This is a genomic window from Streptomyces purpurogeneiscleroticus (assembly GCF_020024005.1).
GTDB classification, from domain to species: domain Bacteria; phylum Actinomycetota; class Actinomycetes; order Streptomycetales; family Streptomycetaceae; genus Streptomyces; species Streptomyces purpurogeneiscleroticus.
In genome coordinates, this window is the sequence record NZ_NHSG01000196.1 from 15,440 (window position 1) to 29,008 (window position 13,569).

Genomic DNA, 13,569 nt, shown 5'->3' on the forward strand with positions numbered 1-13,569 from the left:
CCTCACAGGGCCGCGCGGAACAGCGCCTCGATGTCCGCCACGTCCACGTCCCTGGGGTTGGTGGCCAGGCAGGCGTCCTTCAAGGTGGTGCGGGCCAGCTGGGGCACATCGGCCTCGGTGACACCCAGGGAGGAGAGCGTCCTCGGTACCCCCACCGCGTCCGCCAGCTCGCGGACCTTCTCGGCCAGGGCGTAGGCCAGTTCGTCCGACGGCGCGCCCTCGTGCGACAGCCCCGCGGCCGTGGCCAGCGCCTGGTAACGCTGCGGCAGCACATCGGCGTTGAACCGGATGACATGCGGCAGCAGGACGCCGTTGACCACGCCGTGCGGCGCGTCGAGCAGGCCGCCGACCTGGTGGCTCATGGCGTGCGTCGCCCCGAGGATCGCGTTGGTGAACGCCATGCCCGCCTCCAGCGACCCCTGTGCCATCGCCAGCCGCGGACTGACCTCCCGGGGCCGCTCCTGGGTACCCAGCAGATGGCCGGTGATCAACTGCACCGCGTGCAGGGCGTGGTTGTCGGTCAGCGGGTTGTGCGCCCGGGAGACGAACGCCTCGATGGCGTGGGTCAGCGCGTCCAGGCCGGTGGCAGCGTTCAGCCACTCCGGCATGGTGGTCAGCAGCCGCGGGTCGATCACCGAGATCTCCGGCACCAGCGTGCGGCTGATGATGGTGATCTTGATGTGCGCCGCGGTATCGGTGATCACCGCGAACTGCGAGACATCGGCGCCGGTGCCCGAGGTGGACGGCACCATCACCGTGGGCGGGATCGGATGCACGACCCGGTCCACGCCCTCGTACCCGAGAATGCGCCCGCCGTTGCCGGACAGGATCGCCACGCCCTTGGCCGCGTCGATGCACGAGCCGCCGCCCAGCCCCACGACCACATCGCAGCCGCTCGCCGCGTAGTGCTCGAAGGCGTCCGCGATCTCGTGGTCCTTCGGGTTGGGTGTCACCCCGTGCCACACAGTGGGGCGCAGCCCGGCCGCCCGCAAATGCCCCAGGGCCTCGTCCGCCCAGCCCGCCTCGATCAGCCCGGGATCGGTGATCAGGAACGGCCGCCGCCCGCCGACCCGCACCACACAGTGCCCCAGCTCGGCCAGCGACCCGGGCCCGAAAACGATTTCCGGCGCGTGGAACTTGGCGAGATGAGACGGTTCGCGTCCGGTACCTGGTGCGATCCGCTGCGGACCGGCCAGTTCCCCGGGGCGTGCATCGCCGTACCAGTCGCCGGCTGACCGGTTGCTCTCGGTCATTGCGGGGCCTCCCGGCAGAAGGGGCACGGGACCTCCAGACTGCGGAGTCAATTACGCAGGGCACAAGGCATCGCCAGGGGTTGCGCGACCTCCATAGACTTAACAGAGCCGTGACGTGCGGTAAACAAGTTAGGCATGCACAGTCGCGCCCAGCACTCTCCATTATGGCGCGCCGACCTGTCCGATCGGTCAGGTGCACTTCAGGCCAGTGCGCCGGACAATGATCGCAGGCGCGTGCCGACGGGCACGCCGACGATGAAGAAGTCAGGACCGCGATGTCGTCGGGAACCCGCGACGTCGCCGGAACTGCCATGTCCTCGGGAACTGCGATGTCAGAGCATGTGGGACTGCGGCAGCGACGGGCCGTGCTGGAGGACGAGTGGGCCCGCCGGGTGCCGGAGCTCAAGACGGTCCGCCGGGTCCTGCCCGGCGGCGCGGCGCTGCGCCGTGAGGTCACCGAGTCCTGGGTCCGCTCGCTGGACTCCGTCGATCCGCAGCGGGACAGCGCGCCGGCCGCCGAGGGCGGCGCGGTGGATCCCCGCTGGTCGGGGTCGCTGCTGCGGGGCCCGGTGACTGCGCTGGCCGACGAGATGCGCAGCATCGCCGACGACGCGGGATTCGTTGCCGCGGTCACCGATGAGTCCGGCACGATTTTGTGGACCTGCGGCGGCCGCGTCATGCGGCGCCGCGCCGAGCAGGTCAACTTCGCGCCCGGCGGCCGCTGGGACGAGCCCGCCATGGGCACCAACGCCCTCTCCCTGGCACTGCGCACCGGCCGCCCGGCCACCGTCTTCTCCGCCGAGCACCTGGTCGCCGCGCTGCACGGCTGGGTCTGCTACTGCGCGCCGATCCACGCCCCGGACGGCCGCATCCTGGGCGTGCTGGACCTGTCCACCACCTGGGACCGCTCGCACCCGCTGGCCATGTCGACCGTACGGACCCTGGCGAACAGCATCGAGGCCGGCCTGCGGACCGCCCCCGGGGCGCTGCCCCGGCAGAGCAGCCCCGCCTCGCAGATGCGGCTCACCTGCCTGGGCAGCGAAGAGGTCGTACGGGACGGCGCACCCTTGCGGCTGCGCCCCCGCCAGCTGGAGATCCTGACTCTGCTCGCGCTGGAGCCCGACGGCTACTCGCCGGACCGGCTGCGCGAGGCGCTCTACGGCGACCGGCCGGTCACCGCCTCCACATTCAAGGCGGAGGTCTCCCACCTGCGGCGCGCGCTCGGCGGCGCCGTCGCCACCCGCAGGTACGCCCTGACCACCGCCGTCACCTGCGATGCCGTCGAGGTCCTGCGGGCGCTGGAGCGCGGTGACACCGAGACGGCCGTACGGCACTACCGCGGCCCGCTGCTGCCCGACTCCGAGGCCCCGGGCATCCTCGCGTGGCGCGAGCACCTGGAGGTCGCGGTACGGGAGGCCGTACTGGCCAGCACCCGTCCCGAACACGCGCTGCGCTTCGGCGAGTACGCACCGTACGACGCGGAGGTGCACGAGCACGCGCTGACCGTACTGGGCACACACGACATCCGCCGCGGCATCGCCGCCGGCCGTCTGCGAACGGCGCTGCGGGCCTGACAGCCGCAGGCCACGGCACGGCACCGTCGGCGGCGATGTTGTCTCATTTCCGCAGGGGTACCGAACGCAGCGAACGGCTCGCCCGGTCAGCAGACGAGCTTCGCCTCATCGAACATCTTTTCCCGTGTCTCGGCAGCGAAATTGGCTGGATCCGCCACTGTCCGGGCGTTGCGGAGGGCGTTTCCGCCGTCGCGGACGGCGGTAGAGGCAACCGCGGTTGACGGCGGCCCCGGGGTCGGTGCGAGGGCTTCCGCCGCAGCGGCATGGGCTGTGGCCTCCTCGGGCCTGATGCGTGATTCGTGGACTGTTCAATCAGCTCCGGGCACCAAAGGTGAGTGCCGGACTGAGTGGCTTTGGCGTGCGCGAAACGTGCTCTCCGTCACGTAGTCCGAATGCCATCGGTCATCCGGATAAACCCCATGCGGAGCAAGGTCACTGCATCGAAGTAACTCCTACGGCCGCGCAGGCGAGTTGGTGCGCCGGTCGTTACTGTTCCTGGTGTCCGGACAGATTCTCGGATATTCGGTCTCGCTTACCGGATATCCAAAGCCCTTCTCCTCTTTCGCTACTTGACGGCGGGTACGCCGACCACCGACCTCACGAAGGAGAGCCAGCCCGATGGCCGTTGAGACCAGCCCGTATGCGCTGCTGGAGCCACCTCGGCAGACCAGCCGGGTGAGGCGCCGGCCGAGCCGCACCGTCGGCCACGGGCACATCGGGTTCGGCCAGGACGGGCCTCCGGTGCCACGTACAGCAGTTCAACTGCCCTTCCTTCCTAAGGCAGAACCGTTACGGCGTACCCTCCGGCGCGGAGACGAGCACGCGCTGAGCAACAACGCCGAGCTCACGCCCGACCGTTGCGACCGCCCCGGCGTGGGCGGGCCGGCGTGGGTCCTATCGGCATGACGCGCAGCAGCTCGGTGCTTGCCAGGCGAATCGGCGAGGACAGTCGGGGGCTCATCGGTCCCTGCGCTCGGGCCCGCCGGAGGAGTACGAGCCGGCCCTGTCGGTGCGCTTCGCTCGCGGACGCGACCAGAGGCCCCGTCCGGCGGCTGAGCCACGGCCCGAACCCTCCCGAGCCGGGCAGCACGCCCGGAGTCCGGGCCAGCACACCTACCTCACCAAGGAGCTAAGGATGCCCGAACCCGGGATTCCTCCCCTGCAGTCGAGCCTGCCCGGCCCGCCCTCCGCCCCGGTCCCTGCCGCGAGGGCCGTTCCCGTGGACACGTCCGTACCCGACGCCGGCCCGGACGGCGAACTGATCGCTCAGCACGCGGACGAGGGTGCCGCCGCGGTGCAGCAAGCGAACCCTGCCCTGGAACGGATCCTCCGTGGCCCCAGCGGTCTGGGCACGGCGAGCCTGCACCTGGCCCGGCACGAGGAGCCTCCGGCCCCGGCGGAGCCCGAGGCAGCGGAGCCCGAGCCGCCGGCGGAGGGCAACCCGATCCCGGGCCTCTACTACCACCCGGTCCCGGAGCCCGACCCGGCGCGGGTCGAGGAGGTCAGCCGCAGGATCAAGGCATGGGCGGTGGACGAGGCTCAGGTGTACCCCCCGGAGTGGGAGGACCAGTTCGACGGCTTCTCCGTCGGTCGCTACATGGTCGCCTGCCATCCGGACGCCCCCACCGTCGACCACCTGATGATCGCCACACGGCTGATGGTCGCCGAGAACGCGGTCGACGACTGCTACTGCGAGGACCACGGCGGCTCGCCCATCGGTCTCGGCAGCCGACTCCTGCTGGCGCACACGGCTCTCGACCCGCTGCACACGACGGAGGAGTACGAACCGGCGTGGCTGGAGTCGCTCCAGTCGGACGCCCCGCGGCGCGCCTACCGCTCCGCCATGGCGTACTTCCTGGACACGGCCACCCCCTCCCAGGCCGACCGGTACCGGCACGACATGGGCCGTCTGCACCTGGGATATCTCGCGGAGGCCGCCTGGGCCCAGACGGACCACATTCCCGAGGTGTGGGAGTACCTGGCCATGCGCCAGTTCAACAACTTCCGCCCCTGCCCGACCATCACCGACACCGTCGGCGGCTACGAACTGCCGGCGGACCTGCACGCGCAGCCCGCCATGCAGCGGGTCATCGCGCTCGCGGGCAACGCCACCACCATCGTCAACGACCTGTACTCATACACCAAGGAACTCAAGAGCCCCGGCACGCACCTGAACCTTCCGGTGGTGATCGCCGAACGTGAGGGCCTCTCCGAAAAGGACGCCTACTTGAAGGCGGTCGAGGTCCACAACGACCTCATGCACCGCTTCGAGGCCGAGGCCGCCGCCCTGGCCACCGACTGCCCCGTCCCGACCGTGCTGCGCTTCCTGCGCGGCGTGGCCGTATGGGTCGACGGCAACCACTACTGGCACCAGACCAACACCTACCGCTACAGCCTGCCCGACTTCTGGTAAGAGAAATGGATTTACCTGTGACCAGCACCGAGTTCAGCACCATCAACGGCACCTCCGCGTTCGTCCCCGCTCCTGCGTCGCCCTACCAGGGTGAGATCGCCCGTTACTGGGATCAGGAGGCCAGGCCCGTCAACCTGCGTCTCGGCGACGTCGACGGGCTCTACCACCACCACTACGGCATCGGCGACATCGACCACGCCGCCCTCGGAGATGTCAACGACAGCGACTACGAGAAGAAGCTGATCGCCGAGCTGCACCGCCTGGAGTCGGCGCAGGCCGAGTACCTCCTGGACCATCTCGGCTCCATCGGGCGCGACGACACGCTCGTGGACGCCGGCTGCGGCCGGGGCGGTTCGATGGTCATGGCCCACCAGCGCTTCGGATGCAACGTCGAGGGCGTCACCCTGTCGTCCAAGCAGGCCGACTTCGCCAACCAGCGCGCCCGCGAACTCGGCATCGAGGACCACGTCCACGCCCGTGTGTGCAACATGCTCGACACACCGTTCAGGACGGGGCAGGCCGCGGCCTCGTGGAACAACGAGTCGACCATGTACGTCGACCTGCACGACCTCTTCGCCGAGCACTCCCGCATCCTTGAGGTCGGCGGCCGGTACGTGACCATCACCGGCTGCTGGAACCCGCGTTACGGCCAGCCCTCGAAGTGGGTGTCCCAGATCAACGCGCACTTCGAGTGCAACATCCACTCCCGCCGTGAGTACCTGCGCGCCATGGCCGACAACCGCCTCGTACCACAGGCCGTCATCGACCTGACTGCCGCGACCCTGCCCTACTGGGAGTTGCGCGCCACGTCTTCGCTGGTCACCGGCATCGAAGAGGCGTTCATCAACTCCTACAAGGACGGCTCCTTCCAGTACCTCCTGATTGCGGCCGACCGCGTCTGACCGCTCGCCTCGGCTCGTCCCGGCCGGGCAGCCGTCGGGGGCAAGACCTCCCGGGCCGGGGTCGTGAACGGTGTCGGACACTGTCCGGGACAGGCGGCTGACCAGCGTGGACACGAGTCGGGTGTCCGGGACACCCACTCTCCGTTCCCGCTGCTCCCGCCTTGCCCAAGGATCGTCCCGACAGCCACCTCGACCTCACGAAGGGAACGACATGCGTACTCGACTCGCGCTCGCCGGGGCCGCGCTGGGGACGGTCCTGCTGACCGGTGCTTCCGTCGCCACCGCGCAGGCCGCTCCGGTGTCCTCCGACACGAGCACGACGACGGCCGTGGCATCGGGCGCCTACTCGTGGATCTACGTCGGTACGTACCGCACGCACGCCGAGTGCTACGCGGACGGGAAGAACACCGCCTACTCCCAGTGGCACTGCAAGCCGGTCAACGGGAAGTACCAGCTCTGGGTGAACGACGCATCGTGACCCCGCGATGACGGCCTGACCGCCTCCGGGCGCTCAACAGGCCCGCACGAACCACTCAACGGCGCTGCACTCCCAGTGCAGCGCCGTCGTCGTTGTCGCCGTCGTTTTGTCGCCGCCGGTGCCGCCGTCGGTGGGGCGAACCCCGTACCACCTGGCCATTAGGGTGCTGGGATGAGCAGTGCGATATCGCGTGAGTCGAGCAAGAAGCGCCAGGGAGAGCCGAAGCCGGCATGGGGCTGGCGGGTGGCCGGGCTGCTGCTCGGCATCGCGCTCACGCTGGTCGGAGCCGGAGCCGTCCTGGTCAACGGTATCCAGGGAGTACAAGCCACCGGTCTCGCGGGCACACGCGGTACGTTCACGGTGTCCTACTGCGCCGACACCGATCTCAGCAGGAAGAATTCCGATTACGAGTGCGATGGCGATTTTGTCCCTCGGGGCGGAACCGCCGCCGACGAGTGGAGTGGGACGCTGGAGAACGCGGACGACTATTCGGCCGGTGCGAAACTTGATGCGGTCGAGTCCTGGGTGGGGAGCGAGTGGACCTTCCGGGAAATCGGTGTTGGAGCGGTCCTGGAATCCGTTGTGTGGTTCTGCATCGGACTGGTGATCCTGGCGATGGGTGCTTTCCAGTCGCGTAAATGGGCGAAGAGCTTCAAGAAGTAGCGCTGCCGCGGCCGGACGTCCCCGAGACCCGGTGCAATGACTGGTCGGGTCCGGCACGCTCACGTGCCGGACCCGACAGTGTCAGCCATTCATGGCTGCCCAGAACTCCTCGAAGGACACCTGGCGGTCGCCGTCGGTGTCGAGCTGGTCGACCAGTCCCTGGGCCTGCGACTCGGTGATCTCCGAACCCTCCAGCTCGGTCACGACCTTGCGGTACTCGTCCACGGTGATCAGGCCGTCCCCGTCGACGTCGTACTGCGCGAAGACCTTCCGCGCCGCTGTCTCCACGATGTCTGCCATGTGCTCCACCCTTCAGTGATCTTCGCTGACGTGCCCAGGCTATCCGTCCGCCCGGAGCGGGACGGTGGTGGCGCCCCACCTGCGTACGGGGTCGCGGACGCTGCGGCGGTGGTGACGGCGGAGACGCCCGGGACGCCTATAGTTGATCTCATGAGCCGTTGGCAGGAGCTGACCGGAGAGACGTCCGGCAATGACTACGCCGCACGTTTCGCGGCGCTGGCCCGTAGCGGGAAGGACGTGCACGGCGAGGCACGGTTCTGCGCGGCTCTCGTGCCTGCCGGAGCGCGGGTGCTGGACGCCGGATGCGGTACGGGCCGGGTCATGATCCGGCTGACGGAGCTCGGGTACGACTGCGTCGGAGTGGATCTCGATGCGTCGATGCTGGCAGTGGCGCGGGAGCAGGCGTCGGACCTGCCCTGGTTCCAGGCCGATCTGACCGAGTTCGAGCCGGACCGGCTCGGCATCGCGGCGGACTTCGACCTCGTGGTCGCCGCAGGGAACATTTTCCCGCTGCTCGCCGCCGGCACCGAGGCCACGGTGGTCGAGCGCTTGGCAGCGGCCCTGCGACCGGGCGGTCTGATGGTCGCCGGCTTCGGCCTGGACGCGGCCCACCTGCCTGTGCCGCCCAGCATCACACTGCCCGAATACGACGCCTACTGCGCCGCAGCCGGCCTCACCCTCATCGACCGCTTCGCCACCTGGGACGCCGCCCCTTACGACAACGGCGGCTACGCCGTCAGCGTCCACCGGCGGTGAGGACCGCCCGCGGAATGCGGCCCCGGGACGGCCATGGAGGTCTCGGCGATCCGAGTCCCTTGCGACTCGGTATGTGACACCGCTGCCTCCGTCCACCGTCCCGGAAGCGCGTATCACCGCATGTCGGCGGGGCGTTCCGTGCTCTCGAAGGGGAAGCGGCGGCGGAAGTCGTCGGCCGCGTCCTCGAGGGTGCAGAAGCTGACGCCCTCGTGCCGGGAGACGTACTCGATGAAGCGTTCCAGCATCAGCAGGACCTGGGGGCGGCCGCTGACGTCGGGGTGCAGGGTGACGGGTATGACGGCGTAGTCCAGCTCCCGGTGCACCCAGTCGAACTGGTCTCTCCAGTCCTGCTCCAGGGCGCGCGGGCTGACGTAGCCGTGGCTGTTGTGGGAGTGCTTGTTGAACATCATGGGTGGCAGGTCGTCGACGTACCAGTTGCCGCAGAACTCGACGAGGTCCACCTCGTGACCGTGGACGAGCGGCTTCATCCAGTCCTTGGCGTCCGCGGTGTAATCGATCTTCGTCCAGCTGTCGCCGACGCGGGCGTAGAAGGGGGTGAAGTCCCGGTAGTTCTGGGAGTGGTCGTAGGAGAAGCCGTACTTGTGGAGCAGGGCAGCGGTGTGGGCGGACATCTCCCACCAAGGGGCGACGTAGCCGCGCGGCTTGCGGCCGGTCCAGGACTCGATGAGCTCGACGCTCTTGGCGAGGACGTCCTCCTCCTGCTCCGGCGTCATCGCGATGGGGTTCTCGTGCGAGTAGCCGTGCGCGCCGACCTCGTGGCCCGCCGCGACGATCATCTCGGTCTGCTTGGGGAAGGTCTCGATGGAGTGCCCCGGAATGAACCAGGAGGTGCGGATGCCGTACCGCTCGAAGAGCTTGAGCAGGCGCGGGGTGCCGATCTCGCCGGCGAAGACGCCGCGCTGGATGTCGTTGGGGGAGTCCTCGCCCCCGTAGGAGCCGAGCCAGCCGGCGACGGCGTCCACGTCCACGCCGAGTGCGATCTTGATGTCCTTGGTGTTTTTGATGTCCTTGGTCATGAGCCGTCTTTCGTTCGGTCGGTCAGTGGGTGTCGAGGGCGGTCTGCATACGGGCGACGGCGTCGGCCACGGCCGCGGTGTCGTGGTCGCTCCAGTCGCGTTCGGCCATGCTGTGTACGGAGATCCAGCCGGCCATGGCGCCGTCGCGTTCCACGGGCGCCAGCAGCTGGGCGTTGACCCCGTAGACGTCGATGAGCGCCTGCGGCGGATGCGGGTCGGCACGGAAGTGGGGCTGGACCAGCGGGGCGCGGTGGCGCTCCAGCCACTCGACGGTGTTGAGGCGGCGCTGGTCGAGGGAGGCGTCGCGGCGGATGGACCGGACGCCCTCGCCCAGGGCCTCGCCCGCGGTGAGGTCGACTTCGAGGCCGTGGCCCGGCAGATCGATGCGGAAGGTGGTGCGGTCGGCGCCGGTGGCCGCGAGCAGGTCGGTGAGGGTTTCCTGGAAGCGGGCGCGCAGGCTGCCGGAGCGCAGCAGGTCACCGTGGCCGGGCAACGCCGGGTGGGCGTCCGCCAGGTCGAGCGCCTTCCACAGAGTGGCGGCGACCGAGTCGAACACCGGTATGCCCAGGGCTCCTTCGAGGGCGGCGGCGGGCCGGGCGCCGTACACATTGGTGCAGACGACGGCGACGGCGTGCACGTCCCGGGCCGCGGCCTCGATCTGGCGGGCGACCTCGGGCTGCGGGACGCGGGCGAACGCCTCGTTCTCGCTGATGCCGAGTGGTTCGGCGAGCTCGCAGGCGATGCCTTCCTTGGCGTACGTCTGCACGATCCGCTCGGCGACGTCCGCCGTGTACGGCAGGGCGAGCCCGAGGCGGGTCACGCCGTACGCGGCACAGGCGTCGAGGAGCGCAAGCGTGGACGTGGTGGCGGGGACGCCGGTCTCCGCGGTGATCGTCTCGCACAGCGCACGGTCGCGGTCGACGCCGAGCCAGGAGCCGGAGGTGCCGTTCCAGGCGATCACGTCGACGCGCGCGTCGGCGAGCTGCCGGGCCGCGGCGAGCATGGGCGCGGGATCGAACTGGGCGTCGGAGCCCGAGTCGAGGGCGATCCGGGTGACGGGGACGCGTGCGAAGTGCGCGGTGGCCGCGCCGCTGTCGTGCAGCAGGTCGTAAGTGACCGGCTCCAGGCAGGTGTTGGAGGACGGGGTGAGCATCCCGATGCGTACCGTGCTCTCGCGTTCCGTGCTCTCGCGTTCCGTACTCATGCGTTCCGTGCTCATCGGACGGACAGCCTCCTGCTGTAGTCGAGAACGAGGGACGAGGCCGTGAAGAGGATCCCGGCGCCGACGAAGTAGAGGAGCGCCCAGGTGTAGGAGCCGGTGCCGCCGACGATGAAGCCGACGACGATGGGGGTGACGATGCCCGCGATGTTCCCGGCGAGGTTCATCGCACCGCCCATGACGCCGGCGTTGGCACGCCCGCCGAGGATGGACGGCAGCGACCAGAAGAGACCGGCCCAGCGGAGGAAGAACAGCACGCCGGACAGCAGGAGTACGGCGGTCAGGGCGTCGGGGACGAGCACCACGCCGAGCAGTCCGGCGACGACCGCGGCTCCGGCGATCCCCATGAGCGTACGCATGACCTTGTTGGCGCCCGCGCCCCTGGACCGCCAGTGGTCGGCGAGCCAGCCGCCGATGAGTTCGCCGACGAAGCCCGAGCCGAAGATGGCCAGGGTCGACCAGCCGATGGTCTTGATGTCGAAGCCCTTGGACTCCGAAAGGTAGAGCGGGCCCCAGGTGAGCAGGCCGTAGAAGACACCGTTGAAGCCCATCCAGCCCAGGCACATCGCCCAGAAGGAGCGGTACTTGAGGTAGGGGCGCAGACCGGTGCGCTCGTCGCTGCCGGGCGCTTCGGCGTCCTCCTCGGCGTGTGCGCGCTCGATGTACGCGGCCTCCGCCTCGTTGACGCCGGGGTGGTCGCGCGGGGTGTTGCGTACGTACCAGTGGGCGAGGAGGCCCACGACCACGGTGGCGACGCCCGCGATGACGAAACTGGTCCGCCAGCTTCCGGTCCAGGCGATGAGGGCGGAGATGATGATGCCGCCGAGGGCCGCGCCGAGCGGTGCGCCGCCGTCAAGGAGCACAGCGCCGCGGCCGCGCTCCTTGGGGGGCAGCCACTGGGCGTTGAGCTTGCCGCCCGCCGGCATCACCGGGGCCTCGACGGCGCCGAGCAGCAGTCGGTAGCCGAGCAGCGAACCGGCCCCGGTGGCGGCGGCGGTGACGGCCTGGGCGACGCCCCAGCCGACGCAGGCACCGGAGGCCATGACGCGCGGGCCGAACCGGTCGATGAGCCAGCCGCTGGGAATCTGCATCAGGGCGTACGTCCAGAAGAACGCGCTCAGTACGAAACCGGTGGTCTCCTTGCTCAGCCCCAGGTCCTCGGTGATGAGGGGCAGGGCCACCGAGACCGAACCGCGGTCGATGTAGTTGAGTGCGACGACTCCGAGGAGGAGCAGGAACATCTTCCAGCGGACCCGGGTGGGCCGGCCTTCGCCGGTGTCTCTGCCGGAAGAAACGGCGGCCTGTCCGGCCGCGGGTGAACTCATGGTGGACCCTCGATTCGGCATGGCGGGGTACAGCAGTTCAGGTAGATTCGCCATGCGCGCGACCTCGGCGTTCCGCGCTATGGCATACCAAATGATGGGGACGCCGCGGAGGGCCGTCAAGGGTTTGGTATACCGTAATCGGATCTTTGTGGAGGGGACACATGAGCCGGAGCACACCGCAGCCCGCCGCCTCGCTCACCGGAACGGCGTGGTTGCGCGACCAGGTCTGCGAGGACCTGCGCGACCGCATCATCACCGGACGCCTGGCACCGGGCGACCGGCTCGTCGAACGCGATCTGGCCGAGGAGTTCGGTGTTTCGCGGGTGCCCGTGCGCGAGGCCATTCGCATTCTGCTCAGCGAGGGCTTCCTCACCGCCGCCTCGCCGCGCCGCATCGTCGTCAAGAGCTACGACCGCAAGGACGTGGAGAACCTGTTCGACCTGCGCGAGGCGCTGGAGGTCCTGGCCGTACGGCGAGCCGCCGAGCGCGCCGACGCCACCGGACTCGCCGCGCTGGCCGGCCTGCTGGAGAAAGCCCGCCGCGCCACCCTCTCCGGCAAACCGGAACGCATCTCCCGCGCCAACGCCGCTTTCCACCACAAGATCATGGAACTCGCCGACAACGAGCTCCTCGCCACCACCGTGGAACCCCTGGAGGGCCGGCTGCGCTGGCTCTTCCAGCAGATCGACGAGCCGGGCACGCTGTGGGAGGAGCACCGCCGGCTCCACGAGGCCATCGCGGCACACGACGCGGAGGCCGCGGCGGCCGCCGCATTGAGCCATGTGCGGCACTACCGGGATGTGGCGATGCGGATGCTGTTCGGGGCCCAGGACGCGCCGGGGCCACGGTCGTAGAACACATGAGGCAGGTGGGGTGTCTGTCCCGGTTACGGCTCGCCGCCGCGTACAAACGCCCCCTCCGGACGGAGGGGGTGAGTGCACCCCATCGCCCAGCTATGGAGCGTCGAGTACGTGCGTAGCGTCAGAAGTGGCCCGGTGAGCCGGTGGTCCGCACGGCCGGACCACCCGCAGAACCGCTGATACCCCCGTCCCCCTCCCGCCAGATTCGGGGCCGATCATGAGCACCACAAGCCTCCTCGAGACGAAGCAGCCGCCCACTGGGCCGCGCAGGGCTCAGCGGCCCATGCCTCAGCGGCCCACGCCTCAGCCGGTCCGCGCTCACGGCCGGACGATGCCGCTCCTCGCTCATCCCCGCTCCCGGCCGTCCGCTGGTCGCCAGGCCGTCCTGGCGCTGCCGGCGGAAGTCCGCTGGGTTCCGACGGCACGCCACTGCGTCGCGGCCGTCCTGGCCCAATGGCGGTTCCCGGCCGCCGGCCGTGATTCTGCCGAGCTCGTCATCGATGAGCTCGCCGCGAATGCCGCCGAGCACGGACACCGCGACATGACCGTCCACCTGTCCTTGCACGCCGGAGACCTGCGGATCTCGGTGACGGACTCCGGAGCCCCGGCCGGACCGCGGCCGCCCCGGGACACCGACCCCGACGAACACGGCCGAGGACTCGCCATCGTCGCGCTACTGGCCGACGAGGTCCGGGTGAACGAAGGCCCCCTGGGCCGACGGGTCGACGTGGTCCTCCGCGCGACCACCGCGGAAGAATGAACGACGACGTGCGTGGCCTGCAGGCCGTG

Annotated in this window: 13 protein-coding genes; 8 read left to right on the forward strand and 5 right to left on the reverse strand. The window is 69.7% G+C overall.

What is annotated here, in order from left to right; all coding sequences use genetic code 11:
- Positions 1–2: 2 nt before the first annotated feature.
- Positions 3–1,253: an iron-containing alcohol dehydrogenase gene (locus tag CCS38_RS12650; RefSeq protein WP_223733333.1), complete on the reverse strand. Its 1,251-nt coding sequence runs from the start codon at positions 1,251–1,253 to the stop codon at positions 3–5.
- A 329-nt stretch (positions 1,254–1,582) separates the two neighbouring features.
- Between CCS38_RS12650 and CCS38_RS12655 the strand changes: the two genes are divergently transcribed.
- The 5 genes from CCS38_RS12655 to CCS38_RS12675 all read left to right on the forward strand — a co-directional run bounded on the left by CCS38_RS12655 (position 1,583) and on the right by CCS38_RS12675 (position 7,283).
- On the forward strand, positions 1,583–2,827 hold the full coding sequence (locus tag CCS38_RS12655) for an AfsR/SARP family transcriptional regulator (RefSeq protein ID WP_223733334.1): 1,245 nt from the start codon (positions 1,583–1,585) through the stop codon (positions 2,825–2,827).
- A gap of 1,135 nt (positions 2,828–3,962) precedes the next feature.
- Complete coding sequence (locus tag CCS38_RS12660) at positions 3,963–5,240, forward strand: family 2 encapsulin nanocompartment cargo protein terpene cyclase (RefSeq protein WP_223733335.1); 1,278 nt, start codon at positions 3,963–3,965, stop codon at positions 5,238–5,240.
- 5 nt (positions 5,241–5,245) lie between these two features.
- On the forward strand, positions 5,246–6,142 hold the full coding sequence (locus CCS38_RS12665; protein WP_223733336.1) for a geranyl diphosphate 2-C-methyltransferase: 897 nt from the start codon (positions 5,246–5,248) through the stop codon (positions 6,140–6,142).
- Between the two features lie 211 nt (positions 6,143–6,353).
- On the forward strand, positions 6,354–6,620 hold the full coding sequence (locus CCS38_RS12670; RefSeq protein ID WP_223733337.1) for a hypothetical protein: 267 nt from the start codon (positions 6,354–6,356) through the stop codon (positions 6,618–6,620).
- A 171-nt stretch (positions 6,621–6,791) separates the two neighbouring features.
- Complete coding sequence (locus tag CCS38_RS12675; protein ID WP_223733338.1) at positions 6,792–7,283, forward strand: hypothetical protein; 492 nt, start codon at positions 6,792–6,794, stop codon at positions 7,281–7,283.
- Positions 7,284–7,364: 81 nt separating this feature from the next.
- Here CCS38_RS12675 and CCS38_RS12680 read toward each other — a convergent pair whose 3' ends face one another.
- Complete coding sequence (locus CCS38_RS12680; RefSeq protein WP_223733339.1) at positions 7,365–7,583, reverse strand: EF-hand domain-containing protein; 219 nt, start codon at positions 7,581–7,583, stop codon at positions 7,365–7,367.
- A 150-nt stretch (positions 7,584–7,733) separates the two neighbouring features.
- Between CCS38_RS12680 and CCS38_RS12685 the strand changes: the two genes are divergently transcribed.
- A complete protein-coding gene (locus tag CCS38_RS12685) occupies positions 7,734–8,339 on the forward strand; it encodes a class I SAM-dependent methyltransferase (protein ID WP_223733340.1) in 606 nt (201 codons plus the stop codon).
- A gap of 113 nt (positions 8,340–8,452) precedes the next feature.
- Here CCS38_RS12685 and CCS38_RS12690 read toward each other — a convergent pair whose 3' ends face one another.
- From CCS38_RS12690 to CCS38_RS12700, 3 genes are read right to left on the reverse strand one after another with little or no spacing between them, the layout of a single operon-like run.
- Complete coding sequence (locus tag CCS38_RS12690; protein WP_223733341.1) at positions 8,453–9,376, reverse strand: polysaccharide deacetylase family protein; 924 nt, start codon at positions 9,374–9,376, stop codon at positions 8,453–8,455.
- Between the two features lie 22 nt (positions 9,377–9,398).
- Positions 9,399–10,595, reverse strand: a complete 1,197-nt coding sequence (locus tag CCS38_RS12695) for a maleate cis-trans isomerase family protein (protein WP_223733342.1) — start codon at positions 10,593–10,595, stop codon at positions 9,399–9,401.
- Complete coding sequence (locus CCS38_RS12700; protein WP_223733343.1) at positions 10,592–11,920, reverse strand: MFS transporter; 1,329 nt, start codon at positions 11,918–11,920, stop codon at positions 10,592–10,594. Before CCS38_RS12700 ends, CCS38_RS12695 begins: the two co-directional genes overlap by 4 nt.
- Before the next feature lie 161 nt (positions 11,921–12,081).
- Here CCS38_RS12700 and CCS38_RS12705 point away from each other — a divergent pair, with 161 nt between their 5' ends.
- Complete coding sequence (locus CCS38_RS12705) at positions 12,082–12,774, forward strand: GntR family transcriptional regulator (RefSeq protein WP_223733344.1); 693 nt, start codon at positions 12,082–12,084, stop codon at positions 12,772–12,774.
- 337 nt (positions 12,775–13,111) lie between these two features.
- The gene (locus tag CCS38_RS12710; protein ID WP_223733345.1) at positions 13,112–13,540 is read left to right on the forward strand and encodes an ATP-binding protein; all 429 of its coding nucleotides are present in this window, start codon (positions 13,112–13,114) and stop codon (positions 13,538–13,540) included.
- The last annotated feature ends 29 nt before the right edge of the window (positions 13,541–13,569 follow it).

What these genes read in the sequence shown, in the direction of transcription:
- CCS38_RS12650 (WP_223733333.1), bottom strand. Translation starts at nt 1,253, where the DNA reads ATGACCGAGAGCAACCGGTCAGCCGGCGACTGGTACGGCGATGCACGC.
- CCS38_RS12655 (WP_223733334.1), top strand. Translation starts at nt 1,583, where the DNA reads ATGTCAGAGCATGTGGGACTGCGGCAGCGACGGGCCGTGCTGGAGGAC.
- CCS38_RS12660 (WP_223733335.1), top strand. Translation starts at nt 3,963, where the DNA reads ATGCCCGAACCCGGGATTCCTCCCCTGCAGTCGAGCCTGCCCGGCCCG.
- CCS38_RS12665 (WP_223733336.1), top strand. Translation starts at nt 5,246, where the DNA reads ATGGATTTACCTGTGACCAGCACCGAGTTCAGCACCATCAACGGCACC.
- CCS38_RS12670 (WP_223733337.1), top strand. Translation starts at nt 6,354, where the DNA reads ATGCGTACTCGACTCGCGCTCGCCGGGGCCGCGCTGGGGACGGTCCTG.
- CCS38_RS12675 (WP_223733338.1), top strand. Translation starts at nt 6,792, where the DNA reads ATGAGCAGTGCGATATCGCGTGAGTCGAGCAAGAAGCGCCAGGGAGAG.
- CCS38_RS12680 (WP_223733339.1), bottom strand. Translation starts at nt 7,583, where the DNA reads ATGGCAGACATCGTGGAGACAGCGGCGCGGAAGGTCTTCGCGCAGTAC.
- CCS38_RS12685 (WP_223733340.1), top strand. Translation starts at nt 7,734, where the DNA reads ATGAGCCGTTGGCAGGAGCTGACCGGAGAGACGTCCGGCAATGACTAC.
- CCS38_RS12690 (WP_223733341.1), bottom strand. Translation starts at nt 9,376, where the DNA reads ATGACCAAGGACATCAAAAACACCAAGGACATCAAGATCGCACTCGGC.
- CCS38_RS12695 (WP_223733342.1), bottom strand. Translation starts at nt 10,595, where the DNA reads ATGAGCACGGAACGCATGAGTACGGAACGCGAGAGCACGGAACGCGAG.
- CCS38_RS12700 (WP_223733343.1), bottom strand. Translation starts at nt 11,920, where the DNA reads ATGAGTTCACCCGCGGCCGGACAGGCCGCCGTTTCTTCCGGCAGAGAC.
- CCS38_RS12705 (WP_223733344.1), top strand. Translation starts at nt 12,082, where the DNA reads ATGAGCCGGAGCACACCGCAGCCCGCCGCCTCGCTCACCGGAACGGCG.
- CCS38_RS12710 (WP_223733345.1), top strand. Translation starts at nt 13,112, where the DNA reads ATGCCGCTCCTCGCTCATCCCCGCTCCCGGCCGTCCGCTGGTCGCCAG.